This is a genomic window from Pantoea rodasii, from assembly GCF_002095465.1.
GTDB lineage: Bacteria > Pseudomonadota > Gammaproteobacteria > Enterobacterales > Enterobacteriaceae > Pantoea > Pantoea rodasii.
Genome location: NZ_MLFP01000013.1, coordinates 1 through 25,750 on the forward strand (window position 1 = coordinate 1; position 25,750 = coordinate 25,750).

At 50.3% G+C, this 25,750-nt stretch carries 26 protein-coding genes and 1 pseudogene; 14 read left to right on the forward strand and 13 right to left on the reverse strand.

Annotated features, from left to right (window positions below; translation table 11 throughout):
• Positions 1-280 (forward strand): oxidoreductase (locus tag HA45_RS15990; protein WP_495524943.1); only part of this gene is annotated, 280 nt, incomplete at its 5' end.
• 135 nt (positions 281-415) lie between these two features.
• Here HA45_RS15990 and HA45_RS15995 read toward each other — a convergent pair.
• From HA45_RS15995 to HA45_RS16005, 3 genes are all read right to left on the reverse strand, one after another.
• Positions 416-1,141 carry an SDR family oxidoreductase gene (locus HA45_RS15995; protein ID WP_100704165.1) on the reverse strand — a complete coding sequence of 242 codons (726 nt, stop codon included), beginning with the start codon at positions 1,139-1,141 and terminating at the stop codon, positions 416-418.
• A 74-nt stretch (positions 1,142-1,215) separates the two neighbouring features.
• Entirely contained in the window at positions 1,216-1,986 is a 771-nt protein-coding gene (locus HA45_RS16000) for an enoyl-CoA hydratase/isomerase family protein (protein WP_100704164.1), read from the reverse strand.
• 20 nt (positions 1,987-2,006) lie between these two features.
• Entirely contained in the window at positions 2,007-2,630 is a 624-nt protein-coding gene (locus tag HA45_RS16005) for a glutathione S-transferase family protein (protein WP_100704163.1), read from the reverse strand.
• 134 nt (positions 2,631-2,764) lie between these two features.
• Here HA45_RS16005 and HA45_RS16010 point away from each other — a divergent pair, with 134 nt between their 5' ends.
• Entirely contained in the window at positions 2,765-3,643 is an 879-nt protein-coding gene (locus HA45_RS16010; RefSeq protein WP_100704162.1) for a LysR family transcriptional regulator, read from the forward strand.
• On the opposite strand, the gene HA45_RS16015 is transcribed toward HA45_RS16010, so the two are convergent.
• Positions 3,640-4,659, reverse strand: coding sequence for a LacI family DNA-binding transcriptional regulator (locus tag HA45_RS16015; protein WP_100704161.1), 1,020 nt, complete (start codon positions 4,657-4,659; stop codon positions 3,640-3,642). The two genes, HA45_RS16010 and HA45_RS16015, sit on opposite strands and share 4 nt — an antisense overlap.
• A 424-nt stretch (positions 4,660-5,083) precedes the next feature.
• Here HA45_RS16015 and HA45_RS16020 point away from each other — a divergent pair, with 424 nt between their 5' ends.
• The 3 genes from HA45_RS16020 to HA45_RS16030 are packed head-to-tail and all read left to right on the forward strand — an operon-like array spanning position 5,084 to position 8,910.
• Entirely contained in the window at positions 5,084-5,803 is a 720-nt protein-coding gene (locus HA45_RS16020) for a gluconate 2-dehydrogenase subunit 3 family protein (protein ID WP_100704160.1), read from the forward strand.
• 22 nt (positions 5,804-5,825) lie between these two features.
• Complete coding sequence (locus tag HA45_RS16025; protein ID WP_100704159.1) at positions 5,826-7,598, forward strand: GMC family oxidoreductase; 1,773 nt, start codon at positions 5,826-5,828, stop codon at positions 7,596-7,598.
• A 1-nt stretch (position 7,599) separates the two neighbouring features.
• The gene (locus HA45_RS16030; RefSeq protein ID WP_100704158.1) at positions 7,600-8,910 is read left to right on the forward strand and encodes a c-type cytochrome; all 1,311 of its coding nucleotides are present in this window, start codon (positions 7,600-7,602) and stop codon (positions 8,908-8,910) included.
• A 446-nt stretch (positions 8,911-9,356) separates the two neighbouring features.
• Here the strand turns inward: HA45_RS16030 and HA45_RS16035 are convergent, their stop codons facing one another.
• A complete protein-coding gene (locus tag HA45_RS16035; RefSeq protein ID WP_100704157.1) occupies positions 9,357-9,560 on the reverse strand; it encodes a con-10 family general stress protein in 204 nt (67 codons plus the stop codon).
• A 451-nt stretch (positions 9,561-10,011) separates the two neighbouring features.
• Between HA45_RS16035 and HA45_RS16040 the strand changes: the two genes are divergently transcribed.
• From HA45_RS16040 to HA45_RS16050, 3 genes are all read left to right on the forward strand, one after another.
• Positions 10,012-10,518, forward strand: coding sequence for a DUF892 family protein (locus tag HA45_RS16040; protein WP_100704156.1), 507 nt, complete (start codon positions 10,012-10,014; stop codon positions 10,516-10,518).
• Positions 10,519-10,964: 446 nt separating this feature from the next.
• Positions 10,965-12,494: a methyl-accepting chemotaxis protein gene (locus tag HA45_RS16045; RefSeq protein WP_244563461.1), complete on the forward strand. Its 1,530-nt coding sequence runs from the start codon at positions 10,965-10,967 to the stop codon at positions 12,492-12,494.
• 120 nt (positions 12,495-12,614) lie between these two features.
• Entirely contained in the window at positions 12,615-13,025 is a 411-nt protein-coding gene (locus tag HA45_RS16050; protein ID WP_240629300.1) for a hypothetical protein, read from the forward strand.
• A 58-nt stretch (positions 13,026-13,083) separates the two neighbouring features.
• Here HA45_RS16050 and HA45_RS16055 read toward each other — a convergent pair whose 3' ends face one another.
• Genes HA45_RS16055 through HA45_RS16065 form a run of 3 tightly spaced genes read right to left on the reverse strand, consistent with a single transcriptional unit; the run spans position 13,084 to position 14,460 of the window.
• Positions 13,084-13,488, reverse strand: a complete 405-nt coding sequence (locus HA45_RS16055) for a peptide-methionine (S)-S-oxide reductase (protein WP_240629299.1) — start codon at positions 13,486-13,488, stop codon at positions 13,084-13,086.
• Positions 13,436-14,218: a type I methionyl aminopeptidase gene (gene map, locus HA45_RS16060; RefSeq protein ID WP_100704154.1), complete on the reverse strand. Its 783-nt coding sequence runs from the start codon at positions 14,216-14,218 to the stop codon at positions 13,436-13,438. Before map ends, HA45_RS16055 begins: the two co-directional genes overlap by 53 nt.
• On the reverse strand, positions 14,215-14,460 hold the full coding sequence (locus tag HA45_RS16065) for a ParD-like family protein (RefSeq protein ID WP_100704153.1): 246 nt from the start codon (positions 14,458-14,460) through the stop codon (positions 14,215-14,217). The genes map and HA45_RS16065 overlap by 4 nt, the downstream gene beginning before the upstream one ends.
• A 732-nt stretch (positions 14,461-15,192) precedes the next feature.
• Here HA45_RS16065 and HA45_RS16070 point away from each other — a divergent pair.
• Positions 15,193-16,958: pseudogene (locus HA45_RS16070) on the forward strand (sensor domain-containing phosphodiesterase).
• Here the strand turns inward: HA45_RS16070 and HA45_RS16075 are convergent.
• From HA45_RS16075 to HA45_RS16095, 4 genes are all read right to left on the reverse strand, one after another.
• The gene (locus tag HA45_RS16075) at positions 16,950-17,738 is read right to left on the reverse strand and encodes a hypothetical protein (RefSeq protein ID WP_100704151.1); all 789 of its coding nucleotides are present in this window, start codon (positions 17,736-17,738) and stop codon (positions 16,950-16,952) included. The pseudogene HA45_RS16070 and the gene HA45_RS16075 overlap by 9 nt on opposite strands.
• Positions 17,739-17,936, reverse strand: coding sequence for a hypothetical protein (locus tag HA45_RS16080; protein ID WP_100704150.1), 198 nt, complete (start codon positions 17,934-17,936; stop codon positions 17,739-17,741).
• A gap of 415 nt (positions 17,937-18,351) precedes the next feature.
• The gene (locus HA45_RS16085; RefSeq protein ID WP_100704149.1) at positions 18,352-18,642 is read right to left on the reverse strand and encodes a hypothetical protein; all 291 of its coding nucleotides are present in this window, start codon (positions 18,640-18,642) and stop codon (positions 18,352-18,354) included.
• 905 nt (positions 18,643-19,547) lie between these two features.
• Positions 19,548-19,799 carry a hypothetical protein gene (locus tag HA45_RS16095; protein ID WP_100704147.1) on the reverse strand — a complete coding sequence of 84 codons (252 nt, stop codon included), beginning with the start codon at positions 19,797-19,799 and terminating at the stop codon, positions 19,548-19,550.
• Between the two features lie 222 nt (positions 19,800-20,021).
• On the opposite strand from HA45_RS16095, the gene lepB reads away from it, so the two are divergent.
• Positions 20,022-20,960, forward strand: coding sequence for a signal peptidase I (gene lepB, locus HA45_RS16100; protein ID WP_100704146.1), 939 nt, complete (start codon positions 20,022-20,024; stop codon positions 20,958-20,960).
• A 43-nt stretch (positions 20,961-21,003) separates the two neighbouring features.
• Here lepB and HA45_RS16105 read toward each other — a convergent pair whose 3' ends face one another.
• Positions 21,004-21,189 carry a con-10 family general stress protein gene (locus tag HA45_RS16105; RefSeq protein ID WP_084931166.1) on the reverse strand — a complete coding sequence of 62 codons (186 nt, stop codon included), beginning with the start codon at positions 21,187-21,189 and terminating at the stop codon, positions 21,004-21,006.
• 141 nt (positions 21,190-21,330) lie between these two features.
• Between HA45_RS16105 and HA45_RS16110 the strand changes: the two genes are divergently transcribed.
• From HA45_RS16110 to bglF, 4 genes are all read left to right on the forward strand, one after another.
• On the forward strand, positions 21,331-21,987 hold the full coding sequence (locus tag HA45_RS16110) for a helix-turn-helix transcriptional regulator (protein ID WP_100704145.1): 657 nt from the start codon (positions 21,331-21,333) through the stop codon (positions 21,985-21,987).
• 175 nt (positions 21,988-22,162) lie between these two features.
• Positions 22,163-22,861 (forward strand): response regulator transcription factor, encoded by a 699-nt coding sequence (locus HA45_RS16115; RefSeq protein WP_100704144.1) that lies wholly within the window; start codon positions 22,163-22,165, stop codon positions 22,859-22,861.
• Between the two features lie 95 nt (positions 22,862-22,956).
• The gene (locus tag HA45_RS16120) at positions 22,957-23,679 is read left to right on the forward strand and encodes a YoaK family protein (protein ID WP_100704143.1); all 723 of its coding nucleotides are present in this window, start codon (positions 22,957-22,959) and stop codon (positions 23,677-23,679) included.
• 203 nt (positions 23,680-23,882) lie between these two features.
• Entirely contained in the window at positions 23,883-25,748 is a 1,866-nt protein-coding gene (gene bglF, locus HA45_RS16125) for a PTS beta-glucoside transporter subunit IIABC (RefSeq protein WP_100704142.1), read from the forward strand.
• Positions 25,749-25,750: the final 2 nt, after the last annotated feature.

Sequence of the window (25,750 nt, forward strand, 5' to 3'; positions counted from 1 at the left end):
AAGGGAAAGCGGGCACTATGAGGAACCGGTTGCTAGCCGACAACTGCGTGAGTTTTACCATGGCACCCTTATCGCGGCGGGAGGCTTCAAGCCTGAGGCGGGGGAAAAGATGTTGGAAGCGGGTGAGGCAGACTTGATCGCATTTGGTCGTTTGTTTACCTCCAATCCAGATTTGCCTGCAAGGATTCAACATGGCTATCCGTTAGCTCACTATCAACGTGACGCATTTTTCGGTGGAGATGCCAAAGGCTATACCGATTTTCCAGCGTATGCGCATTAACAACGCGAGTTAACCCTCAGAGGAGCGGCCGTCTGGCCGCTTTTGTCTCGATCAATACACGCCCGCCTCAATCACCTTTCTCCAGGCTCTAAAATCACTATCAAGCCAGTGCGGTTCCGCACTGGCTTATACGTCTTAAATCTGAGAAACCCCTACAGAAGCACCGCCATCAACATACAGTGTTTGTCCGGTCATAAAGCCCGCGTCCTCAGATAACAGGAACTGGATAGTGGCGGCAATCTCCTCCGGCTTGCCGAAACGCTTCATGGGTACGCTATCGAGATAACGCTGTTCACCCTCACTGCCCGGCGCGTTGCTGGCGCGAAACAGTTCTGTCTCTGTCGGGCCGGGCGCAACAGCGTTAACGGTAATCCCCTGAGTTGCCAGTTCCAGCGCCCAGCTGCGAGTGAAGCTGATTAAAGCTGCCTTGGCGGCCGCATAGGACGTACGCTGCGGAACGCCGAGGACGGTCAGGCTGGCAATATTGATCACTCTTCCCCAGCCGCGGGCTTGCATGCCGGGTAAGGCGGTTTGCACCGCTAACAGGGCAGGATGCAAGTTGACGCGCAGTACTTCATCCAGTGTTGCCGTCGAGACTTCGGGTAACCACTGCGGACGCACTAAACCGACATTGTTAATGATGCCATCCACATTGAACTCCGCATTGATTTGCTCCAGCTTCTTTTTTGTCGCGAGCGTATCTGCGAGGTCGAGTGAGACAAAATGCCCCGGGAAGCTTTGCTCAGGCTGATGTCTTGCGATACCGATCACGAGATGGCCCGCGTCAGACAGACGCTGTGATAAAGCCAGGCCAATCCCTTTGCTGGCACCGGTAATCAAAAATGTTCTTTGCGGTTGCATATTTTACTCCTGCGTTAAACGACAAAAACCGGCGCAGAGGTCTGCGCCGGAGAGAATAAACGGTTAAGGGTGATTTAAGAGGCTGAAGCCGCTTGCAGAGCGACATCGGCCGCACTAATGCCCTCCAATGCGAGGCCGAAGCCCGCACCTTCATCAATGATGCGACGCAATTTTTGCGTCAGCGCGATGCGTGTATAGCGGCTGGTGAGTGGAGGTAACGCCGCGAGCGATTCGGCCAGCTCATGAGCGCGTGTCAGCAAGGTATCGCGTGGCAGAATTTCATTAACCACACCCCAGTCTTTGGCGGTTTCAGCATCCAATTCCTGGCGCGTTAACAGGAAATAGCGGCCACGTATGCTGCCGATGACCTCTGGCCACAACAGGTTTACGCCATCCCCCGGGACGATACCGAAGTCGAAATGGGGTTTGTCCTGGAAAACGGTATCGGGTGTTGCCAGCACGATGTCCGCCAGCAAAGCGTATTCTGAGTGCAGGCGGACTGGTCCGTTTAACGCAGCGATGACCGGCACTTCAATATCCAGCAGATTCATCAGCACTTTTTTGCCTTCGCGGAAAATTTTGTCGTAACCGCGTGGCGTGAAGAAATCAAAACCTTCCGGGCTGATGTTCTCCATAAAAGCCTCACCGGCACCGGTCAGAATCACCACACGATTATCGGGATCGGAACCAATCTGATGAAACAGTTCAACGAATTCTTCGTGAGTATGCCCATTGAACAACAGTGAGCCGCCATCGGTATGAAACATCACTTCCAATACTCCGCTGGTTGAGCGGGTAAGGCGGGCGTTGTTAAAGCTGTGACGATAGTTTTCGAAGCGAGACATAGTGATTTCCTTTTGGATGATTAGTTTTCGATTAAGGCATTTAATTTGGTGATGGCACGCATGACCGCAGGGCGTGCAGAGACGGCGGCAAACCAGCGGCTGAGGTTGGGCTGCGTTTCAAGGCTGACGCCAGCGAACTCGCGTCGCCACATCCAGCCGAAATGCGCAATATCCGCGATGGTGTATTCATCCCCTGCCAGCCAGGACGTTTTCTCTAATTGACGTTCAAGCAGGCTGGTGAGCCGATTGGCTTCAGTGCTAAAGCGCTGCTGCGCCAGGGGTTGAGGTTCACTCGCCAGACGGGTAAAGAATCCGGCTTGTCCAAAAGCGGGGCTGATGCCCGAGGCGTGGAAGAAAAGCTGCTCAAACACCTTGGCGCGAGTCAGTCCGTTAGCAGGCAACAAACCCCCGTGCTTTTCGGCCAGATAAACCAAAATGGCAGCAGACTCACTTAGCACTGCACCGTTGTCGCTATCCACCAGCACCGGCACTTTGCCGTTTGGATTTAACTGTAAGAAGTCTGCTCCGTGCTGTTCGCCCTGGCGGATGTTTACGGCACGCAGCTGCCACGGCTGTGCGAGTTCTTCCAGCAAGATGGCGGGTTTAATGCTGTTGGGAGTAGCAAAGGCATAAAGTTCGTACATTATCCGGCTCCTGAGTTGACTGTTTCACTGGGCAGTAACGCTTGCCCGCTGTTGTTGATATGGAGTATCTGCTAATGTCGGTGGGTAATGGCAGAGGGCCAAAAACTATAATTGCTATTCCCAGGAGGAATACCATGGATCGCTTTCAGGCGATGCAGATGTACGTGCAGGTGGTCGATGCGGGGTCGTTTTCTGCGGCAGCGCGCATTTTGAATATCGGGCAACCGGCGGTATCAAAGACTATCGCCCAGCTGGAAAAGCATCTGGATGTCCGTTTACTGCTGCGCACCACCCATGGACTCACGCCCACTGAGGCGGGGCAGCGATTTTATGAGCGTGTACGAATTACCCTGCAGCAGGCAGATGAAGCGGAGATGGCAGCGCGCGGTGCGGATAAGGGACTTACCGGTATTCTGCGCGTGGCGGCAGCTCCGACTTTTGCCCGGTTGCATGTCATCCCTTATCTCGCCCAATTCATGGAGCAGCATCCGCAACTCAAGGTGGATATTCGACTCGACGATCGTCCCATCGATTTGATTGCCGAAGGGATCGATATTTGCCTGCGCATGGGCACACTGCAAGATTCTGGCGCGGTGGCGCGTAAAATCGCCACCTCAAGACGTTCTGCATTGGCCACCTCTGAATATCTTTCGCGCCATGGGCATCCGCAGCATCCCGCTGAACTCAGCCAGCATGAGGCGCTGATTTTTAGCCAGCTCAATGATACCTGGCAGTTTAAGCGTGCAGCTGAAGTTGAAAATGTAGTGTTGAAGGGGCGACTTCATCTCAGCGCTGCGGAGGGTATTCGCTCCGCCGTGCTGGCGCACATGGGGATCACGGTGGCTTCTGACTGGATGTTTTCACAGGAAATCGCTGACGGAACCGTCGAGCGTCTGGCCAGCGATTGGGCTTTGCCGGACATCGACCTGTGGGCGGTTTTTCCCGGCGGGCGCATGGCCACGGCGAAAGCGCGCCAGTTTGCTGCGTTTGTTGAAGGCGTGATGGCTGACTAATCGAGATTCTCTGCTGTTACAATTCGCAGTTCGACGCGGCCGTCTTTATACAAATCAGGAATATGTCCCTGTTCCAGATGCCGGATCAGCAGTTCAGTTGCCAGTACGGCATGTTGGCGGGCGTTCTGATCCAGCGTGTAGGAAAGCGCGCCGGTTTGCAGAAGATCTTGCGTCACATCGTACAGTTCGTGCGTAATATAGCAGCATCGGCCCAGTAACTGGTGTTGCTGCAACACGGCACTGATATCGCTGTTATTGTCGCCAGAGTTATACAAACCGACCACATTATTCGATTGCTGCAACGTGTGATTCAGCAGCGTGCGGATTTTATGTCGTTCATCTTCCCCCGCCAATACTTCGCGCAAACGCAACCAAGGGGCTCGCTGGGTTATCGCATCACGAAATCCTGAAATACGTTGGATATGCGCACTGAAATCAAAACGTCCACTGACCATTATCACGTCACCCTCGTGGGTCATGGTTTGGCTCATTAATAAGCCAGCGGTGCGTCCTGCCTGATATTGATTTATTCCAACATGACAGAATCGATGCGAATCCGGTAAATCAGAAACCAGCGTAACTACCGGCACACCTTTATCTTTGCACCAGGATAAGGCTTCATGAATAACGGGGTAGTCATGTCCATAAACAATAATACCGTCGCGTAACTCACCGCTTTTTTTAATCTTTTCCGCCAGTTTTTCCGGTGGGTTTTCACTCACCAACGTGCGGAATAATTTAATCTTTCGATAGCCAAGCCGGTCGGCTATGTTGGCAAACTCCTCCGCTAACTGCTGAAAAAACCAGGTGCCATTGCTGCTCAGAAATACCTCAATCTGCCAGGGATGCTGCGTGTCATCCGGCAGTAAACGCTGCAACCCAGCCTGACGCGCAGCCCGTAATACTTTGCGCACGGTTTCCGGACGAACCCCACCGCGCTCATTCAATACGCGGTCAACCGTTGCGATCCCAACCCCGGCCAGTTCAGCCACTTTAATCAGGGTGAGTTTTTTCATTCTTCTTCTAAGCCCCAGTAAAAAATCATGTCTACTTTTTCATCAAGGCGGAGTGCGCCTCAGATCACAGCCTGGCGTCTATTTTCGCCGTATTATGCTCAACGTTTCGTAACTGGCAAGATGTTAAATGTTGCGAGACGAAACCCTACTCTACATCGTCAAGTTGTGCTTATTAAAAACTTAAATGATGGGAAACCATCAACAAAAACCTTTCAAAGCGAAGGGTGAGTCATTACTCTTTGCTGCGTTGTTAATATTTAATTAATTACGTGATTCGAATGTAAAACTTACCTCAGTATTTATCTAATAAAAGCCCACCGGGCAGCGTCACTATCTATCCAATAAACCTTATTTATTTGGCTCAAAGCCAGGCACAAATACGTCTGTTATTTGACCTGGTTTGCAATGTGAAAGCAGGGAAAACATGAAACGCAGAGAATTTCTCACTTCCATCACCGCATTGGGGGTAGCTTCCACGATCCCGACATTGGCGCAGGCTGATGTGGTGAATGGTGGCCAGCCCTGGGAACCCGGCAAGATCCAGACGCCGCCCGCGCCGCCCAGGAAAGGGGGGCTGCAATACCTCACTCAGCATGAATTTGATACGGTTGGTGCCATCGCTGAACGATTTATCCCGGCCGATGAAACCAGCCTCAGTGGCAAAGAGGCGGGATGCGCCATCTTTATCGACCGCCAACTCGCCGGTGATTACGGTAACGCAGTGGCGATCTATCGCCTCGGCAAGTTCGTGAAGGGCACGCCTGAGCAGGGGTCGCAATCATCGCTGACCCCGGCGCAACGTTATCGTCTGGGGATTGCTGCTCTGGACAACGCGTTAAAGCAACAGTACGGCAAAGACTTTCTTGCGCTGAGCGGCGATCAACAGGACGAGGTTCTGACGGCGATGGAAAATAACCGCCTTGATCTCGGTGAAGAGGTCGAAACCAAAGTGTTCTTTGAACTGCTACTGCAGAACGTGCGTGAAGGCTTCCTGGCCGATCCGATTTACGGTGGCAACAAAGATATGACCAGTTGGAAAATGATTGGCTTCCCCGGTGCTCGCTATGACTTCCGCGATCTGCTGCCGAAAAAAGGACAGAAGCTCAACATCATCCCCACCAGCCTGATCGATAACACCCTTTAATTTGTTTGCTGAGCAATAAACTATGAATAACGTCCGTCCAAAAGCTGATGTCGCCATCGTCGGCCTGGGCTGGTGCGGCTCTTTGATCGCTGAAGAGCTGACCCGCGCCGGTCTGAATGTCGTTGCCATTGAACGTGGCCCGTGGTTTGAAACTGCGACTGATTTTCCGCCGTCGGTCGACACCGATGAACTGCGTTGGGATACACGCCGCAGTATGCTGCTGCCGCCCGCCGTTGAAACGACCACTTTCCGCAATACCATTGCACAAACCGCATTACCGACCCGCGAGTGGAACCTGAATGAGCTGGGCTACAATGTGGGGGGTTCAGGTACGCACTGGGCCGGAATGGCTTGGCGATTCACCCCATTCGATTTTGAGCCCTACAGCCAGACGGTGAAACGTTACGGCAAGCAGCAAATTGCCAAAGGCGTGATCCTGCAAGACTGGGGCGTGACCTACGATGAGCTGGAGCCTTTCTACGACCGCTTTGAAAAGATCGCCGGTGTCTCGGGTAAAGCCGGCAAGCTAAATGGCGAAACCATTGAAGGCGGCAACCCGTTTGAAGGCAACCGCAGCACTGAGTATCCGTTGCCGGCACTTGAAAGCATGCGCCTGACCGATATCTTCACCGAGGGTGCAAAAAAGATAGGGCTTAATCCGTTTATGGTGCCTGCAGGTCAGGCTTCACGCGCCTACGTTAACCCGCTCGGGGTGCGCATGGGGCCGTGTACCTATTGTGGCTATTGCCTTTACTACGGTTGCGGTAACTTCTCTAAATCCAGCCCTAATGCTTGTGTCATCCCGGCGTTGATGCAGCGTGAGAACTTCACGGTGCTGACGGATTCAGCGGTAGTACGCGTGAATAAGGCAGAAGACGGCAAAACCGCTACCGGCGTGACCTATCTCGACAAGAACAAGAAAGAGTGGGTTCAACCGGCGGATATTGTGATTTTGTCGGCATTCCAGATGCAAAACGTACGTCTATTACTGTTGTCGAAAATCGGCGTGCCTTACAACCCGGTGACGAAAACAGGCGTGGTCGGACGTGCTTACAGCTTCCAGACGGTATCGGGCGCTGCACTGCACTTTAAAGATGAGAACCTGAACCAGTATATTGGTGCCGGTGCTCTGTCCTCACAGGTGGATGACTGGAACGGCGATAACTTTGACCATACGGGGCTTGGCTTTATCGGGGGCGCAGGGATTTTGGTGGTGGCGCGTGGTGCCCGTCCAATCGGTAACGCCGATGCACTTCCTCCCGGCTCGCCGCGTTGGGGTAAAGACTGGAAAAAGGCCTATACCCATGCTTTCCAGAATACCACTTTCATTTTTGGCCAGGGCACCAGCTTCTCTCACGAAGATTACTACCTGGACCTCGATCCTGAATACAAAGATAACAACGGCAATGCACTGCTGCGTGTGACTTTCGATTACAACGATAACGACCGTCTTTCTGCGAAGTTCATTGAAGAGAAGAGTGTCGAGATCGGTAAGGCGATGGGCGCTGAAACCGTTATCGGTACCAACTCTGCCTCAGGTGCCTATTCACCCTATAACTTTGCCAGCGACCACACCATTGGCGGCGCGGTCATGGGCACCGATCCAAAAACCTCGGTGCTTAACCGTTATCAGCAGTGCTGGGATGCGCACAACGTGTTTGTGCTGGGGGCGTCTTCCTTCCCAAACAATGCGGGATACAACCCGACGGGCACCATTGGTGCACTGAGTTTGTGGACGGCGAAAGCCATTATCGAGCAGTACCTGAAAAATCCAGGTCCGTTGGTGAAGGTGTGAGATGAAAAAGACCAAACTCATTGCGGGCGTGGCGGTGATCGCTGCGGCCGTGGCAGCAGGCATGCTGTGGATGAATGGCGACACGTCAGCGGATGATGTTGCCAGCAACAACGTACTCACCAGCCAACCGCCAACGGCGGCAGACAGTGCCGCGATTGAACGCGGACGGTATATGGCAGTTGCCAGCGACTGTACTGCCTGCCACACCATGCCGGAGAGTAAACTCCCGTTGGCTGGAGGCTACTCCATCAGCACGCCGTTTGGCGGCATTTACGCCAGCAATATCACGCCGGATAGGGAAACCGGTATCGGCAACTGGACGGAGCGGGATTTTTTCCGTGCGGTGCGTCACGGCAAGGGTAAGGAGGGCGAACATCTTTATCCTGCCATGCCTTACAACGCTTACGTCAAATTGACCGATCAGGATATGCATGATCTGTGGTTATACCTGCGCTCGGTTAAGCCCATTCACTATCAGGTGCCGGAAACCAGTTTAGGTTTTCCGTACAATATCCGTCTGGCGATGATGGGATGGAACCTGCTGTTTTTCAAAAACGAAGGTTTCCAGATCGACAACAGTAAAAGTGCCGAATGGAATCGTGGTGCCTATCTGGTGGAAGGACCTGAACACTGCGCAGCATGCCATACCGCCAAGAATCTGATTGGCGGCGACAGCAGCGATTATCTGCAAGGCGGTAATCTTGGCGAGTGGCACGCACCTGATATCACGCCCAATCCGCACGTTGGCATTGGAAGTTGGTCAGAGCAGCAGGTGGTGGATTACCTCAAGATTGGCAGTAACCACGTAGCGGTTGCTTCTGGCCCTATGGCAGAGGCTGTCAACAACTCCACGCAGCATTTAACCGATGCTGATTTACGCGCGATTGCTGTGTATCTCAAGCAAGTGCCAGCATCCACCACGACGTTGCCACAACCAATATCGATGGACAATGCGCAAATGAAGATGGGTGAAAAAGTCTATTCAGCCAACTGCACTGCCTGCCATAACAGCGACGGTAAAGGGATTCCAAACCTCGCGGCGAGCCTGGCAAATAACCCCGGCCTGTTAGCGGATGATGCCTCATCAATCATCACCACCGTGCTGCAAGGCGGACGCGGTGCGGTAACGAATGGCAATCCCACCAGCGGGGCGATGCCTTCATTTGCCTGGAAGTTGTCTGATGAGCAGGTTGCAGCAACGGCGACCTATCTTCGCAATAGCTGGGGGAATGCGGCTAAACCAGTGACAACGGATGAAGTCACAAAAGGGCGCGCGCAACTAAAGCTGCCAGCACAGATGTCTGAACGCTGAATCTGTTGGCTGACCAGGGCTGCTATTTCGTGAGGAATAGCAGCCTTTTTTGTTATCTGTATCCTGTCGAATAGCGATTAACGGCGTGACAATAGTGTTTGAGGCCAGTCGCTCCAGGTTTTGTAATTAACTTAATCACGACCAATGTTAATTAACCTTAAGGTGTACAACTTATATTTCAGTGTACAAATATGTTGGTTAATTCGTGTTTGATTATTTATTCTCGGATCTAACTTGATCATTAATATATATAGGAAAAAACCAGGGTAAGCGAAGCGGTAAAACGCGCACGATTGATCAAGAAATGATCGATTTTTTGTTCATAACGAAGGGAATAACTCTTCTGACGTAGCTACTTTCGCATTTAAGCGAAGCGCTAATACACGTCAGAAGAGTGCTGTGTTGCAGGTTAGCGAACGTAACCCTGTGTTGAATTAAAGATGATGTTATTTACGGCGGCTGATCTTTCCTCCTTTCCGGCCGGCTTCTACGGCGCGGTTCGGATCGTTTTTGAAATTGCCGCCGCTCACCTGTCCGCCCTTGCGGCCTGCTTCGGCTGCACGATCCTTATCCTCGGCGAAGTTCCCTGTGCCCCCACGACGTTGCGTCTTTTTCTCTTCCTCTTCAGGATGCTTGTTAGGGTCCGTCATGCGTTCTCCTCATTATATTTGTACCAACATAAAGCAAAAATAAAATGTAGCGTTGTTTTTACCATAATCAAGTCAGGATTAATCTTAAGTTTTATTATTCGGGTGCCAGTTGTTTAAGTATGAGCCAATTTTCAACGAAACATTAATGAAGGCAGTGCAAAAAAATGATTGTTAGCGCATTTCAGTTGTTGAGTAAAGTCTGTTGTGCGGAAATATAAGCGAAGCGGTAAGGCTGTACTATTAATGCTGTTCTCATTTTTGCTGCGTCTGGCTTGCGCAGAGGGACTTGCTTGCTACGTTTAATTAAGATGATGGCTCGGCTGTTAATTAACGCTTCGCTTATTTCCAGATAATTCCTTTAGCGGCAGTGTTGAAGCGGTTAGCTTGCTAAGCATCTGTGATGCACCCCCTAAGGTAGTTCACTAACAGCACATCGACCAGGAGCGAATGAATGATGAGGGAATCGGTATATCTGGATTGGCTACGTGATGCTCACGCGATGGAGTTACATAGCGAAACACTGTTAAAGGCCGCAGTGCAGCGTTTGAACGATCATCCATCGATGAAAATGCGTATCACGCAATATCTTGAACAGATTCGAGAACAGCAACAGCTGGTGAAGGATGTTCTCAAAAGCTATGACGGCAGTTGGTCAATACTCAAGGATACGCTGGGCCGGATGTCTGCGGTTGGGCAGGCGGCTAGCGATATGCTGCGCGATGAGATGGGTGTACGCATTGCCGTGAGTGGGTACGTCTTTTGTAGTTATAAAGTCGCCACTTACACCACGCTGGTGGCCGCAGCCGAGCAAGCTGACGACAGCGCAGGGAAAAACGCTTTTCAGCGGATATTGCAACAGGAAGTACAAATGGCGGATTGGTTACTGTTACATCTGCCGGAAGCGGCAAACGAGTCTATCGATAAGCTTACCGAAGCAGAAGCATCAGACGCGATCTAGTGTTTTCTGTGGGTAGCCAACTGGCTGCCCGCAGAGAAATGAACATGGATAATTAATCATTGTTCGCTAACGACAATTGCATAAGCTGCATAAAAAAGCGGTTTTACTTAGACAAGCTTGCGATTAATCGGATTGAAAACAGTTTTATAAGTAAAGCACAATGATCACTCTGGTAACTATTATTGCAAACAATTTAATATAACTGATCAAATTGATTATTTAATTAATCTCTCGCAAAGTGAATGGTCTTATATAAGTAAGTTACATTTAAGTAAAACCACTAAGGTTAATTCACATGCTGACGATAACAGCAGGGATGCTGCCGGCATAGCCTCGCAGTGTCATCTCTTCTTTGTTTTATAAACACCTGGATTTTATGACTCACCAATAAAAATCATTGAGGTTTCTAAATGGACGTAGTTCAAGGATTTTCACGTAATATAAAGTTGCGTACCAAACTTATTATTTCTTCACTCATCAACATCGCCATGTTACTGCTGGTGGCCTCGCTGGGCTTAAATTCATTATTTTTGGCGCAAACCGGTGTCAACGGCATGATGAAGGATGATTACCCGACCATTGCGTTGGGCAATCAGCTTATCGATGAGATCAATACCACCATTCAGCAGCAGGCATTGTTGCTCAGTCCTATCAATGCTGAGCGGCGAGCGAGCATCATGAATGGCCTGCAGGGCTCGACAGGGCAGATAACGGAGATTTATCGTAAGCTGAATGCGCTGGCAACGGACGATGATTCCATTGTGTATCTCAAAAGTCTGGATGAAAGGCGTAAGGCTTATTTACAGGCGAGAAATGAGTTTCTGCAGATTGTCAGTAATGATACCGGGAAAGCTCTGGATTACTACTTGACGACGCTGGCAAGTAAGCAAATTGATTATACGGGTGAAGTACAACGCTTCATCGCTCTGCAAGAGCAACAAATGAACGGCTCCTACACGCACTTTATGAGTTCCTATCACACCACTAAAATTTCCATGGTGGGGATTTTCATTATCGCGATTATTATTTCTGCGCTGATTGGCTGGGTTATTATTCGATCTATCACCGTGCCATTAAAAAACGTGATTGCCTTTTTAGGTCGTGTTGCGGATGGCGATCTCAGTACGGGGTATGTTGAAAAGCGCAAAGATGAAATGGGGCAGTTAATTAATGCCATTCAGCAAATGCAGGAAAAGATGTCGACTATTGTGAGCCATATTCGCATTAGCGCGGAACAAATTTCCGGTGGGGCCAGTGAAATTATGTCCGGTACCCATGATTTAGCGGCACGTACCGAAGAACAAGCCAGTTCGGTGGAACAAACCGCGGCATCGGTTGAGGAGTTCACCGCGACCATTAGCAACACGCGTAATAACACCCATTTTGCAGCAGACCTGTCAGAGAAAGCGGAAAATGCGGTAGGGCAGAATGCCACCATGATGAACAACGTTTCGACCAAGATGGCAGAAATTCATGACTCAGCAGGACGCATGGCGGACATCATTAACCTGATCGATTCAATTGCGTTTCAGACCAATATCCTGGCGCTGAATGCGGCAGTAGAAGCTGCTCGAGCCGGTGAGCACGGGCGTGGTTTTGCCGTGGTGGCGCAAGAAGTGCGTGCGCTTGCTCAAAAGAGCGCAACCTCTTCGCATGAAATTCGTCATCTGATTGAAGAGTCATCAACGCGGATTGTCGATGGGCGTGACATGGTCGCGGATGCCAACAAACTGATGGCGGAAATGATGACCAACGTGGTCAACATGAAAGAGGTGCTGTCACAGATCAATCAGGCCAGCACCGAACAGGCGGATGGCATCAGCCAAATCAACACGGCGATCAGCCAGATTGATATCACCACTCAGCAAAATGCTTCGCTGGTAGAGCAGTCCTTAGCGGCTTCGGCGATGCTGAGTGAGCAGGCGGCGAACATGGTGAACAGCGTTAGCGTGTTTACGCTGCAAAAAAGCGCTTAAGGCACAAAGCCCGCCACAGCGGTTTACGTGGGACGCGGGAACGTTACTGAAGATTTTGTAAGGCGTGCCGATAAAGCGTCTCGCGTAGTGCTGCATGGAGCAGCAGGATACAGGGAAATAATGATGAAGAAACTATTGATAGCGTTTGCCGTTTTAACTCTCGCAGGATGCGCCAGGCCTTATGGACCCGCAGATACGGTGATTAATCACCAAATGGTGACACCTGATGCGACCAAGCAACAAACGAAGGTTACCGTCACACGGCTTAAGCAGTTTATCGGCGGTGGAAGTGGTGGCACGTGCAAATTTGTCATCAACATTGATAATCAAGATGTGGCGATGCTGAAGCAAAATCAATTTATCACCGCTTATTTAAATAATGGCCTGCATAAGTTAAAAGTCAGCAATGATTGCACCGTACTGAGCATGGGCATGCGTAAGTCACTGGATATCGTTGCAGATGGCACGCCGCAAGAGTACGCCACTGAAGTGGGCTTCTGGGGCCAATACCGCATGTGGCGCACGCAATAAATTAAAGGTCGATGCCACGCGGCAAACGCTTCACTGAAGTCATTGAAGCGATGTCGCGTTAGCTATCAGAAGCTATTTTTGGGAATTTATTGCGTAATTTCTGCAGTTTAGCGGGGATATTCATCATGCAGAAGGCGTTTTCCTGCCCCTCTTTTTCCCAGAAGTTTTGGTGATAGTCTTCCGCTGCGTACCATTCGGCTAACGGTTCCAATTTCGTCACTAACGGTTTGCCGAGTTCAGACGCGGCGCGAGCGATGCCTTGTTCAGCGGCGATGCGTTGTGCCTCGCTGGTGGGAAACAGCGCGGAGCGATAACGGGAACGGATTACACCGTCTTTGCTGTTTTCTTGTGTCGCGTCATGAGTCGCGAAGTGGATATCGAGCAAATCGTCATAGCTCACGATAGCGATATCAAATCGCAGTGTAATCGCCGGTGCCTTCTGGCCATGGCGTAAGCAGGTCAAAGCCGGTTTCGGTCACGGCAACGGTGTGTTCCCATTGCGCCGACAGCGAGCGGTCTTTGGTCACCACCGTCCAGCCATCAGACAGCACGCTGGTGCCCGCTTTACCGGCATTAATCATCGGCTCAATGGTGAATATCATCCCCGCTTGCAGTTCGAGACCCGTGCCCGGTGTGCCGTAATGCAAGATTTGAGGATCGCCGTGATACACCTCACCGACGCCGTGGCCGCAATATTCACGTACCACGGAGAAACCAGCTTTCTCGGCGACCTGCTGAATAGCCGCACCGATATCGCCCAATGTGGCGCCAGGTTTAACGACGTTAATGCCCGCCACCATGGATTCATAGGTGATCTCGACCAATCGTTTGGCCCGCACCGAAGGCTCGCCAACGTAATACATTCTGCTGGTATCGCCGTACCAGCCATCTTTGATAATGGCGACATCAATATTGACGATATCGCCGTTCTTCAGCTTTTTATCGCCAGGAATGCCATGGCACACCACATGGTTAATCGAAGTACAGGTGGTGCGCGTATAACCGTGATAGCCGATATTGGCCGGCACCACTTTCAATTGATTGACGATATAGTCATGACAAATCGCGTCTAGCTCATCCGTGGTCACGCCCGGTTTGACGAACGGGGTGATGATTTCCAGCACTTTAGCTGCAGCGTGTCCGGCCGCACGAGCCAGTTCGATCTCTTGTGCGGTGTGAAGTTTGATGGTCATTGCGCGATTCCCTGCGAAGTTAATGTTGGCTGGTCGAGCAGCTGTGCTAAATCTGCGCCGCCGTCACGTTCGACGCGCATCAGCTGGCGCGTCAGTTCCTGAAGATTAAGGTCTGGATAAAGCTCGGCCAGCATGCCGATTTTCATCCAGTGTTCTGCCTGCGCGTTGATGGAGCGGCTTAACGCCGTGCTGGCGATACGCAGGTTCTCATGCATCAGGTCCGAAATTTTTACGATACCCATTGTACAGTCCGTATATGAAACGCATGTGTTTTGTATATAGGTTACGCCGGGCCGTGCACTGAGGAAAGGGAAATTTTGAAGCCGTTGCTGCCAATGCGGATTTCTTACCTAATAAGCGTGAAAGTGATCACCTTAGATTTGCCTACATTGAGGACAAAAAAATACCCGCACGCGGCGGGAAAAAATTCGTTACAGAGAAATATCTCTGTCTGTCAGACCAGGTAAAGTAATGAAGGTTCGGGTGTGATCATAATAAGTTAAAATAAAAGTGCAGCGGGTAAACGCGGGCTAATAATAAGCGAAGCGCAAATATGAAGATGGCGGTAAGGATAATTACCTGTGAGATATGATGCGATAATCCTTTATCACTCGATCTGCAATGTGTCGTCTGGATCTGTTTGGAAGGCAAATAACCCATTGAATACGGTGTTATAATTCAAAAGGTTTATTAATTAGCCTGCTATGTTTTGCGACTTCTTGCATTTTTATATTTATGTTTTTAAAACGCTTCGCTTTAAATCCTTCAGGGACGGTTTTTATCAACACTATTGTAAGGTTTTTGTGAGGATAATTAAGCATGACAAATTGTGACGGCAGGCTTAGTATGTTGCTACTCACAGGTTAATAATGAGCAAAATAGACGCAAAATGGCGGATATTCTCCCTAATGATAATGAAGTTATTCTGTTAAGTTCTCAGCTGCAATCAGTGCCAGTGGAATGGATGCGTGCTTATGAGCGACATTAACGAATATAAGCCGGGCTGCATAACGCTGCAGGCGCTTCGGACTCCGGATATTTGCCGTGATGATGTACTGAGCAAATTCACCGATCTGGTGAGCAAAACGCTGGATGTACCCAGCAGTTTTATCTCGGTCATGGACGATGACTTCCAATACATTAAAGCGGCACATAACTTTAGCGTCGGTGAAACGCTGCGTGCTGATTCGCTGTGCCAGTATGTGGTCGAAGGAGACAATCCACTGGTCGTTCCTGATACTCGACAGGATGCCTGCTTTGCAACCAACCCCTTTGTTATCGGCGAACCCTTTGTTCGCTTTTATGCTGGCGTGCCGCTTAAAAGTCGGGAAGGGCTGGTATTAGGGACGTTATGCGTAGTTGATGGTGAACCGCGGGCATTCAGCGCGGAAAAGCTGGCGACCATGACCTTGCTTTCCCAACTGGTGATCTCGTTTCTCGAAGCCTGGCATTCCGTTGGCTTTACCGATCTGGTGACGGGATTACCCAACCGCCAGCAGCTGATGCGTGACCTTCAGTCGCTGCGCGCGGCGGGTGACAGTTCCTCACGTCGACTGGTGTTAATCGATTGTATTGATATGCCACGTGCCTATGAATTGGCGCGCTCGCTGGGCATGGCGCCGGTTGAAGGGCTGCTCAAAGATATGGCAACGCTACTGCCGTTACGGCTTCGCCCTGGCAAAGATGAACTGCTCTATACCGTGGCTACCGGTCGCTTTGCGCTGCTCTCTAAACATGACACGCAGTTCAGCGCTGAGTGGGTTGCCCAACGTATGGAGGGTGTTCGCGCTGAGATAGGCGAGGGATTGTCGGTAGATTTGGCCACGCGCACTGGCGAGACCCTGTTTTCGCCTACGGAAACCTCTGCTCAGGAAGTGCTGCGTCGCGCCGTCAGCGCGCTGCATGAAGCCATTTGCCGTGGGATCCCCTGCATGAGCTTCAGCGAAAAAATGATGAGCGCCGCACAGACGATTTCACCCTGGTCAACGATTTGGCCACTGCGGTTCGGCACAATCATGGGCTGTATCTGGTCTTCCAGCCCAAAATCTGCCTGAGCAGCGGTTTGCCCATCGGTCTTGAGGCGTTAATCAGATGGCGCCATCCCACGCGAGGTGAACTCTCTCCTGCGATGTTCATTCCGCTTGCAGAACAAACGACGCTGCTGCAAGAGATCACCGAATGGGTGATTGATCGAACCATTGAGCGTTTAAAACGGCTTACGGGACAGGCTATACAGTTGCCTGTCACGGTGAACGTTAGCGTGCGTGACTTTAGTCAGGAGAATTTTGCCGACAGGTTAGAGCATAAGATGATCAAGGCGCGCTTGCCGACAAGCCTGTTAGGTATCGAATGTCTGGAAACCGAACGCATCATCGAAAGCGCCGCTGCCATTAAGGGTCTGGAAATGCTAAAACTGCGTGGTTTTGGTATTGCACTGGATGATTTCGGCACTGGTTACAGCAATATCAGCTATCTGCGCAAAATGCCTCTGGATGTGGTGAAACTCGATCGATCAATCATCGGTGGGCTCGCCACGGATACAGCCTCACGCATCATCACACGCAGCATTATCGGCATGTTGAAAGAACTCGATTATGTGGTTCTGGCAGAAGGGGTGGAAAATATTGAGACGCTGGAGGCGTTAAAAGAGTTTGGTTGCGATCAGGCGCAGGGATTCTTTCATTCCCGCCCCTTGCCTGAAAGCGAACTGGATAACTGGCTAAAATGGAAGTTAGCTTGATGCCTCAGTTTTCACGTCATCCGTCTCTATGTCACTCATCGCCAGTGCGCTAGCGCTGGCGGGGTCGAACAGCGACAGGCTTTCGATTTGGTCCACCATAATCACCTTCCGAAACTCCAGCGCCGTTTTGGGCTTAGACATAAAATCAATGCTGTGTTGGTGATACCAGCGGCTGTAATTATGCTCAACGGCGAGACTGAGCGTGCGGGCATCGCGATATCCACTTAGCATTGGGATCAAAACGATGTTGGCGGTGCTGACATGCTCAAAGGTGGCCGCATGGATCATGCCAATATAGATGCGACGCGATTTCAGCGTAACCCACGCCAATTCTCCTTCCTCCATGCACTGCAACAGCATCTGCTCAATACCATTTGAGCGTGATAAATGCTGATACAGGTCTCTGCGGCTGCTGGCAGTCAAACGAGCACTGCCTGCCCAATTTGAACGATAAACACAAAACAGCACGGCGAAGGCGAGCATAATCACCACCGGTGCCTGAATACCCAAGAAACTCCATGTCATAAAGTCCACATGCCAGCGCGCATGGACGAGGCTGCTTAATGCAAACGTATTATTGAGGGCAGAAGCGGCGAGTAACAGTAGCCAGACAATTCCGGTAGCCAGCACGCCCTGCAAAACAAAAATACAGCCATAAAGGGCGATCAAAAAATACACATCCCAGCCAAAGGAGCGTTTGATCTTCAACCGACTCGACATGTCACGACTGGTATACCAATAGCCACACACCATCAGCACCATAAATATTGCCGTGCCCATTTAAATATCCTTCAAGGTTTTGACGTGGTGGGAAAAATCGCGCTGAACTTTGGGGCTGAGGGGATTAACCGAAGCGTTACCATCTTCATCAATGATGATTCTGTCACCTTCCTGAATGGATTCTTGCATATCCTGCTGGCTCATGACTTGTAGCAGTGATTCTGGGCTGCTAAAAAGGGACAAAATAAAGTGAAACATGCCAATTCCCTGTTAAATTCGGTGCCAACAGTATGGCACAGCCTTGCCTTTTAAATAGGTGCCATTATTTCATCAGGCGAGCTTTACAGATTAATCTGGCAGGGAGGTAAATAAGCGAGGCCGTTAATATCATATTGTTATTTGTTACATTTTGATGGCTTTATAAATTCAAGGATAACCCCATTTTTTTAAACGATATGTGGAAATATTATCACGCAAGCTTGAAGGCTTAACCTCATCCAGAATTATATGAATGAGGGGGTGCTTGATAAAATTAAGGCTCATCAATTCGCAAAAAAACAGCTACAAGCACTCACTCGCTATGGCAATGGGAGATTAAGAACAAGAAAAGGGTTTATGAAAGTAAACTTAAAAAATGAGCTACCTGCACATGGATAGCTCTTGCCCTCAGCCCTCACGCCAATTTAACGCCATTTAAACCCGACCAACAGCGCTCTGCGGATTGGGTGACCAGCACCAGAGGATTAGGGCTGAAGCTATCGATGAGTGTTGCCACTCTGTCGGTTAAAGTTCTTAAATTTTCGTACCCTACATAAACAAACTCATTAGAGGGTAATACGAATGTTTTGCCTTTCTCACAAACAACACAGCGAGAAAAACCGTGCTCTAACATAATATAAAGCAGTTCGGATTGTGCATCTGGTGTTGGCGAGTTTAACTCGACCCTGATGGTATAGCTGGCCATGACTTATCCTCCCGGCTGGTTGAGATTTAAGTTTACTTAATAATCGGATTTTGAACGGTCTGCTTCGATATTTAAGAATAATCTCAATGGCACTAAGGGGATCAAACGGCATTATTTCTTAACCGCCTCGCTTAATTAAACGTTTGGCATCAAGGCTCGGGAATCGTAAAACGGATCGGCAATCAGAAGATTAGGTCAACTTAAAATTAGAGATGATGTTTTCGTCAACTATAATAAGAATGCCAGTTCAGAGTATCGCTGTTCATCTAATGGGCAACCCAAAGCATCACAAGCTGATGCCGTTAATTCCCAATATGAGGTATCTCCCATGAACTTAACGTCTACGGATTTCTTTGTTTTTAGCCAACAAGACGCTGATGGTTGCTGCAACTTGCATCGTACGCACTGTAAATGGGCCCCGGCATTTGAAAAGCGCACATTTATGGGATCGTTCTATTCCTCTCCGCATGCATGGCAATATTTCCTCACGCATCACCCTGAAGGCAGGGCATCATTATGTTTAAACTGCATGCAGCAATGAGTAATTTATTGAATTATTGATCACTAAGCGAAGCCCGTAGCTGATAAAGCCCAGCAGGGCTATAGGCGCAAACGTTTTAAAAAATATCTTACGCTTGATTCACAGAATGAATTATTCGCCACCGCGTTAAATTATCACGTCACTAAACTATAAAGACCCAATCAGGGTGAATGGAGGTATATATGTCAGAACGTCCAGATGATGTTAAGCCACTGCCTGGCGACGATTTACCCTTACCCGATGAAGATGATAATGAGAACGACGGTCGGGATTTACCCGATGATCAAAAACCCACTATCTGATTCTTAAAACCGAGCCGCGAACGCGGCTCTTTTACAGCGTTGCACAGACGGTTTTAACGTGGTCAATCGTTCGGTGAAGCATCATCATTAATGTACTGCCGCATCGCTTCATGCATCGCCCGGTTACGTGCGACATCAAGACCTCGCTCTTCGTACTCCTTCGCCATGTTTATAATCACCTCGTCATACTTGCCCTTGAATGAGATATTATTCAACGCAACCTGCTTAATCATGAGTTCGCGTAGTACATCAGTTTCAACTTTCAAGCGCAGCACGATATCTTCGAGTACCTTTATTCTCTCTTCAGCTGACATGATCACTCCCGGCAATAAACGTATTGATTGATTAGATATTGATAATAGGGAGAATATCGCATTGATATGCGTATAACTCAAGCCTCAGCTTTCCGACTAAATTAAGCGAGCCGCAAAGCACGTAAGGGTGAGTCCGCGCATGATGCCTGATATATATTGAGCACGCACATTAATGAAGAATATTCACTTACCGCCACTGCAGGGCACCCTTGGAACGCACGTATGATGAACATTTTCGCCCTGATTTTGACTATTGCCGTGGTTTTCACTGGGTTGAGCTGGGGTTACCGGGTATTGGTCAAGGCTTCACCCACGAGCAGTGAAGGATTGGATCGAGGCTCAGCAGCCTTAAAACCCACCGCGAAAGCACGACTTCCTGGCTGGCTGGATACTTCGGCGTCACTTTTTCCATTACTTGCGGTGGTATTGCTGGTTCGGGCTTTTGGTTGGGAGCCATTCCGCATTCCCTCTGGCTCGATGATGCCGACGCTGCTAACCGGCGACTGGGTGCTGGCGGATAAATATTCGTATGGATTACGCAATCCGTTTAATCAGAAAACGCTGATCGCCACTGGCCATCCTCAACGCGGCGACATTGCTATCTTCACCTTCCCACAGGATGAATCCCAGCTCTTTATTAAACGAGTGATTGGCCTGCCGGGGGACAAGGTGGTGTTTAATCCAGCCACGCAACAACTGACCATTTTCCCCGCTTGTCAGGGACCTGAGCCCTGCGCATCGACCTTAACTACGCGTTACAGCGCGCTCAAACCCAGCGAATTTGTTGAAACTGCCGGGGCGCAACCGGGCTTTTATGTCAGGCCTTTCGGACAGGAAACTGCCGCAGAGCAGAGATTGCTGATGCGCACTGAAACCCTGGCCGGTGTCACTCACCGCATTTTGCAGAAACCTGACTCAGTGATTGCTAGCCAACAATTCTTCCATCAATCGGGGCAACAGGTAGGCGAGTGGGTGGTGCCGGCTGGCGAGTACTTCATGATGGGTGATAATCGCAATAACAGTTACGATGGCCGCTATTGGGGATTTGTGCCCGAGCGCAATTTGGTGGGTAAGGCTGTCGCCATTTGGTTTAGCATGGAGAAGCAGGAAGGGCAGTGGCCAACCGGGTTGAGGCTGAATCGCATAGGCCGCATTCATTAAGGTAAAGACGCCAGTCCCTGGCAGAAAAAATCCCTAAAGCGCTTTACTCAGACTTTGTTGGAGGACGGCGACTTATCTTGCCTCCTTTCCGACCCGCTTCAACGGCGCGTTCAGGATCGTTTCTGAAGTTGCCTCCACTGGCTTTGCCTCCCGCTTTTCCAGCTTCTTTTGCTCGTGCCGGATCGTTGGCAAAATTCCCTGCACCGCCTCTGTAGCTCTGTTGTTTCATAGGAAGACCTCATATCAATGTTCCGTGAGAGATAAGGACTAGCTAGTCACCCCATAATTCTAGTGCGCGGTTGCGGCTTCGCCAGTGAGGGCGAATTAAAATTTTGTAGGCGTTATCGTACAAAAAAAGAATTATTGTCCGATGTTAAAATCCTGGTCATCACGATTAAATGGGTTTTTAATCGTTCAGCTAACTAATATGAATATACTAAGCATTGATGCTAATAACTGGGTCGCTTTGGGTCTGCAAGAATTATTAAAACCTCATCATCAACTCATTTCATGTGCTTCACTCGGTAAGGCGAAACAAGTTTTAATCTATCAACATATTGATGCGATTATCATTGAGTTAAAAACGGAGGTTGATGACGTTGAATCAATCTACGCCTTTCTGCGCCTGATACAGGCACTTTATCCACAAGTGCGGGTGCGGGTGCTGACAGCGATAACGGATGCGGCGCTGCTGAATTTCTTTACGCATGAAATCAACGCGGTTCAGGTAATGACCAAGAAAGCGTCGTTGAATAAGATCCTAAGTAGCTTAAATCTGACAACGGAACTGCCTCATAAAATGCTGCCACGCAGCAGTTTGCCTGCGCTCTCTCAGCAGGAATTCAACATGCTAAAATGGTTTGCTCGTTTTAGCAGTCAGCAAGAAATTGCGTTGCGTGTCCGGTTGCATAATAAAACCATCAGCCATTATAAACGCTCGATCTATTCAAAGCTGCACTGCGAGAATAATGTCCAGTTTCATGAGCGGCTGATGCAGTATGGTTTTAATCGAACCCATTTAACATGATTTCTCTTCTCTTTTAATCCACTCATTTGGATATTAGTGCTTCAGTCACTCCCTACACGCTAAATAGCATAGGATGACGCTATTCCCGTCGCTTCACGCTAGCCCTGCGGTGATGTAAACCCGATCATACCGCCGGGATTGTTGAAGTCAGCGGCTAACGGGAGACATTTGGGTGATGTGCTTAACAGATGCTAAAACGACAGTAACATTACTGGACGATCATCCCATGATTCGACTGGCCATGGAAATCGTCATCGGCAATCAACAGGATATGCAAATGAGTGGCAGTTTTGGTCACAGTCGCGAGCTGCTCACATCGCTTCAGCAGCATCCAATGGATGTGCTGGTGCTGGATTATATTCTCGGCAGCGATGAGCTGGATGGTCTGTCGCTGATCAAACAAATCCTCTCCCGGCATCCTGACCTGAACATCCTACTTTACTCTTCCATGGAACATGTTGCGGTTATCCGTGCGGCATTGCAGCTCGGGGTTAAAGGCTATCTGAGCAAACGAGAACCGGCGGATACCTTTTTGCATGCCATTCGCGTTGTCAGTCGTGGACAGCGTTTTATTCCAGAACAAATTCAAATTGAACTGACCAAAATACCTATGCGCGCCCGCGATTCTGCCGAGCGGGTTATCCCCGTCGGCACATCAAATCAGCCCCTTTGTCCTCGGCTGGAAACACAGCTCTCTCCACGTGAAGCCGAAGTGATTCGATGCGTGCTGGCAGGTATGCAAAATAACCAAATCGCCGAGAAATTAAAGCGCAGTCGTAAAACCATCAGTGGCCATAAACAGGCTGGAATGAAAAAACTTGGCATCAATAGCGACCTTGAGCTGTTTAAATACCACGCTGAACTATTCCGCTAAAGTCACCCGTTCCTATACCGATGGCGCTGCCTGACGCTTGTGCATTTTCGATCGCAGGAGGAAAATGTGGCTCTTTGCCAGGGCCGGAAATTGCCATGCTGATCACTTCTGAGAATACGCGCACCTTTAATACCGATATTCGACTTGCCTGCACGCTGGCGGCCGTGGCGGGCGCGCTTAACACCGCTGCATTTGAAACGGTGGGTTTTTTCTCGGCCAATATGACCGGCAACGTTTCGTCCCTCTCCGATCATCTGGCGAAAGCCAACCTGCACGTGGGGTTGTTTTTTCTGCTCATTGTGCTGCTGTTTGTTGCGGGTTCCTCGGTTTCAACCCTGATTATCAACTCCGGCCGCAGAAAGCAGATTCGCGGTATTTATGCCATCAATATCCTGCTGGAAGGCTTGGCACTGCTGGCGCTAGGCGTAATCGAAAGCTGGTTTAGCTTCAGTGAATCAGGCGTGTTGTTGATATTGAGCCTGAGTTTCTTGATGGGATTACAAAATGCAGTGGTGACGCGCATTTCTAACGCGCGCGTGCGCACCACCCATGTTTCCGGTACCGCCACCGATATCGGCATTGAACTGGCCATGCTGTTTGACGTCTTGCGCCGCAAAGAGTCCCCAAAAGACGCACCGCTCTACATCGAACGGTTGAAATTGCATTTCTTCACGGTGATGGCTTTTCTGCTCGGTGGCGTGCTGGGTATTTTCCTGCTTCAGACGCTGAGCTATAAGTTTTTGATCGTTATCGGTGTGATGCTCAGTGCGCTGGCGTTATCGGCACTGCAACGGTCGGGACATGTGTTGCCTTCCTGAAAATTGTTGACGCGCTTCACAATTCTCAGCGCCCTTTTAGAAAACTGCTTGCCACTTTCCGGCAATGCTCAGCAAGATAGCTCGCGTTAAGGATTGTTACTGTTCGGCAGGCAAAACCTGAGGCGCGCCCTTTTTCGATTGAAGAGGGCGCGCCTCAGGTTTTTTTTGCACGAAATTCGGGGCGTTTTGCAGGAGAAGGGAAGATGGAATATCAGCAACTGGCAGATGACATCGTAGCGGGCGTAGGCGGTAAAGAGAATATTATCAGCGTAATGCACTGTGCAACGCGCCTGCGATTCAAATTGAAGCAGAGCAACAAAGCGCAAACGGCCGCTTTGAAAAACAATCCTGGCGTGATCATGGTGGTGGAGAGCGGCGGCCAGTATCAGGTGGTGATTGGTAATCAAGTGGCGGATGTCTATCGTGCGCTGACCGCACGCCATGCGCTGGATGATCAACACGCCGCTGAGGAGGCTGAGCCACAAAACCTGTTTGCCCGCTTTATTGATTTGGTCTCCGGCATTTTTACGCCGTTTATCGGTGTGATGATCGCCACAGGCATCATCAAAGGTCTGCTGGCATTGGCGTTAGTGCTCGGCGTGATGGACGCGACCAGCGGCAGCTACAAAGTCCTGTTTGTCGCCAGTGACGGTCTGTTTTACTTCCTGCCGATCCTGCTTGGCTACAGCGCCGGGAAAAAATATGGCGGCAATCCGTTTGTCAGCATGGCGATTGCCGCCGCGTTGGTGCATCCGCTGATTCTTGATGCGCTACAACAACAGGCTGGTAAGCCACTGACGTTTGTTGGCATCCCGTTAGAAATCCTCAACTACAGCTCATCGGTGATCCCCATTATCTTTGCCGCGTGGGTATCGAGCCTGATTGAGCGCTGGGTACACCCGCGTTCACCATCAGCGGTGCGTAACTTCACTACGCCGTTGGTGTGCTTGTTAATCACCGTGCCGCTGACCTTCCTGGCGATTGGCCCGGCGGCGACCTGGCTCAGCCGCTTACTGGCTGAAGGCTATCTGTGGATCTACAGCCTTAGCCCGATGATTGCGGGTGCGGTGATGGGCGCAATCTGGCAAATCTGTGTGATTTTTGGTTTGCACTGGGGCCTGGTGCCGATCATGCTCAATAACCTCGCCAACTTCGGTTACGACACTTTACTGCCATTGCTGATGCCCGCGGTGTTGGGCCAGGCGGGCGCGACATTAGGCATCTTCCTGCGCACTCGCGAAGCAAAACTTAAAGCGATGGCCGGTTCGGCGTTCACCGCCAGCATTTTTGGCATTACTGAACCCGCGGTGTATGGCGTGACGCTTCCGCGTCGTCGGCCGTTTATCTTTGGCTGTATTGGCGGCGCGTTGGGTGCGGCGATCCTCGGCTATTGGCACACCACCATTTACTCCTTCGGTTTCCCGAGCATTTTCACCTTTATTCAGGTCGTGCCCACTACCGGGATTGATGCCAGCGTGTTGGCATCTTTCGCCGGTGCAGCGGTCGCTTTGCTGTTCGCCTGCATCGCGACCTATCTGTTTGGCTTGCAGGAGACCGCACCGCAACCCGCTGTAGAGGAGCCGGTAGCCGCCCCCGCGCCCGTGACATTGACGCGCCGTGAAAGCGTGGTCAGCCCCATGGCCGGTGAAGTGCTGCCGTTAGACCAGGTTAACGATGAAACCTTTGCCAGCGGTCTGCTCGGTAAAGGGGCCGCCATCGTGCCGCAAACCGGACGCGTAGTGTCACCGATCAACGGCGTCGTCTCTTCGATGTTTCGTACCGGACATGCAATTGGACTGACGTCAGATCAAGGCGCTGAAGTGCTGATTCATGTTGGACTCGATACCGTCAAACTCGATGGGCAATATTTCCATCCTCAGGTGCAGAACGATCAGCCGGTGAAAGTGGGCGACGTGCTGCTGGAGTTTGATATTGAAGCCATAAAAGCCGCTGGTTTTGACCTCACCACGCCGGTTCTGGTGAGTAACAGTGACGATTTTATTGATGTGTTAACCCTGAACAACAGCGCGGTGAGTGAAGGCTCACCGCTGCTGGCCGTGCTGAAATAACC

What these genes read in the sequence shown, in the direction of transcription:
- HA45_RS15995 (WP_100704165.1), bottom strand. Translation starts at nt 1,141, where the DNA reads ATGCAACCGCAAAGAACATTTTTGATTACCGGTGCCAGCAAAGGGATT.
- HA45_RS16000 (WP_100704164.1), bottom strand. Translation starts at nt 1,986, where the DNA reads ATGTCTCGCTTCGAAAACTATCGTCACAGCTTTAACAACGCCCGCCTT.
- HA45_RS16005 (WP_100704163.1), bottom strand. Translation starts at nt 2,630, where the DNA reads ATGTACGAACTTTATGCCTTTGCTACTCCCAACAGCATTAAACCCGCC.
- HA45_RS16010 (WP_100704162.1), top strand. Translation starts at nt 2,765, where the DNA reads ATGGATCGCTTTCAGGCGATGCAGATGTACGTGCAGGTGGTCGATGCG.
- HA45_RS16015 (WP_100704161.1), bottom strand. Translation starts at nt 4,659, where the DNA reads ATGAAAAAACTCACCCTGATTAAAGTGGCTGAACTGGCCGGGGTTGGG.
- HA45_RS16020 (WP_100704160.1), top strand. Translation starts at nt 5,084, where the DNA reads ATGAAACGCAGAGAATTTCTCACTTCCATCACCGCATTGGGGGTAGCT.
- HA45_RS16025 (WP_100704159.1), top strand. Translation starts at nt 5,826, where the DNA reads ATGAATAACGTCCGTCCAAAAGCTGATGTCGCCATCGTCGGCCTGGGC.
- HA45_RS16030 (WP_100704158.1), top strand. Translation starts at nt 7,600, where the DNA reads ATGAAAAAGACCAAACTCATTGCGGGCGTGGCGGTGATCGCTGCGGCC.
- HA45_RS16035 (WP_100704157.1), bottom strand. Translation starts at nt 9,560, where the DNA reads ATGACGGACCCTAACAAGCATCCTGAAGAGGAAGAGAAAAAGACGCAA.
- HA45_RS16040 (WP_100704156.1), top strand. Translation starts at nt 10,012, where the DNA reads ATGATGAGGGAATCGGTATATCTGGATTGGCTACGTGATGCTCACGCG.
- HA45_RS16050 (WP_240629300.1), top strand. Translation starts at nt 12,615, where the DNA reads ATGATGAAGAAACTATTGATAGCGTTTGCCGTTTTAACTCTCGCAGGA.
- map (WP_100704154.1), bottom strand. Translation starts at nt 14,218, where the DNA reads ATGACCATCAAACTTCACACCGCACAAGAGATCGAACTGGCTCGTGCG.
- HA45_RS16065 (WP_100704153.1), bottom strand. Translation starts at nt 14,460, where the DNA reads ATGGGTATCGTAAAAATTTCGGACCTGATGCATGAGAACCTGCGTATC.
- HA45_RS16075 (WP_100704151.1), bottom strand. Translation starts at nt 17,738, where the DNA reads ATGGGCACGGCAATATTTATGGTGCTGATGGTGTGTGGCTATTGGTAT.
- HA45_RS16080 (WP_100704150.1), bottom strand. Translation starts at nt 17,936, where the DNA reads ATGTTTCACTTTATTTTGTCCCTTTTTAGCAGCCCAGAATCACTGCTA.
- HA45_RS16085 (WP_100704149.1), bottom strand. Translation starts at nt 18,642, where the DNA reads ATGGCCAGCTATACCATCAGGGTCGAGTTAAACTCGCCAACACCAGAT.
- HA45_RS16095 (WP_100704147.1), bottom strand. Translation starts at nt 19,799, where the DNA reads ATGTCAGCTGAAGAGAGAATAAAGGTACTCGAAGATATCGTGCTGCGC.
- lepB (WP_100704146.1), top strand. Translation starts at nt 20,022, where the DNA reads ATGATGAACATTTTCGCCCTGATTTTGACTATTGCCGTGGTTTTCACT.
- HA45_RS16105 (WP_084931166.1), bottom strand. Translation starts at nt 21,189, where the DNA reads ATGAAACAACAGAGCTACAGAGGCGGTGCAGGGAATTTTGCCAACGAT.
- HA45_RS16110 (WP_100704145.1), top strand. Translation starts at nt 21,331, where the DNA reads ATGTTAAAATCCTGGTCATCACGATTAAATGGGTTTTTAATCGTTCAG.
- HA45_RS16115 (WP_100704144.1), top strand. Translation starts at nt 22,163, where the DNA reads ATGTGCTTAACAGATGCTAAAACGACAGTAACATTACTGGACGATCAT.
- HA45_RS16120 (WP_100704143.1), top strand. Translation starts at nt 22,957, where the DNA reads ATGCTGATCACTTCTGAGAATACGCGCACCTTTAATACCGATATTCGA.
- bglF (WP_100704142.1), top strand. Translation starts at nt 23,883, where the DNA reads ATGGAATATCAGCAACTGGCAGATGACATCGTAGCGGGCGTAGGCGGT.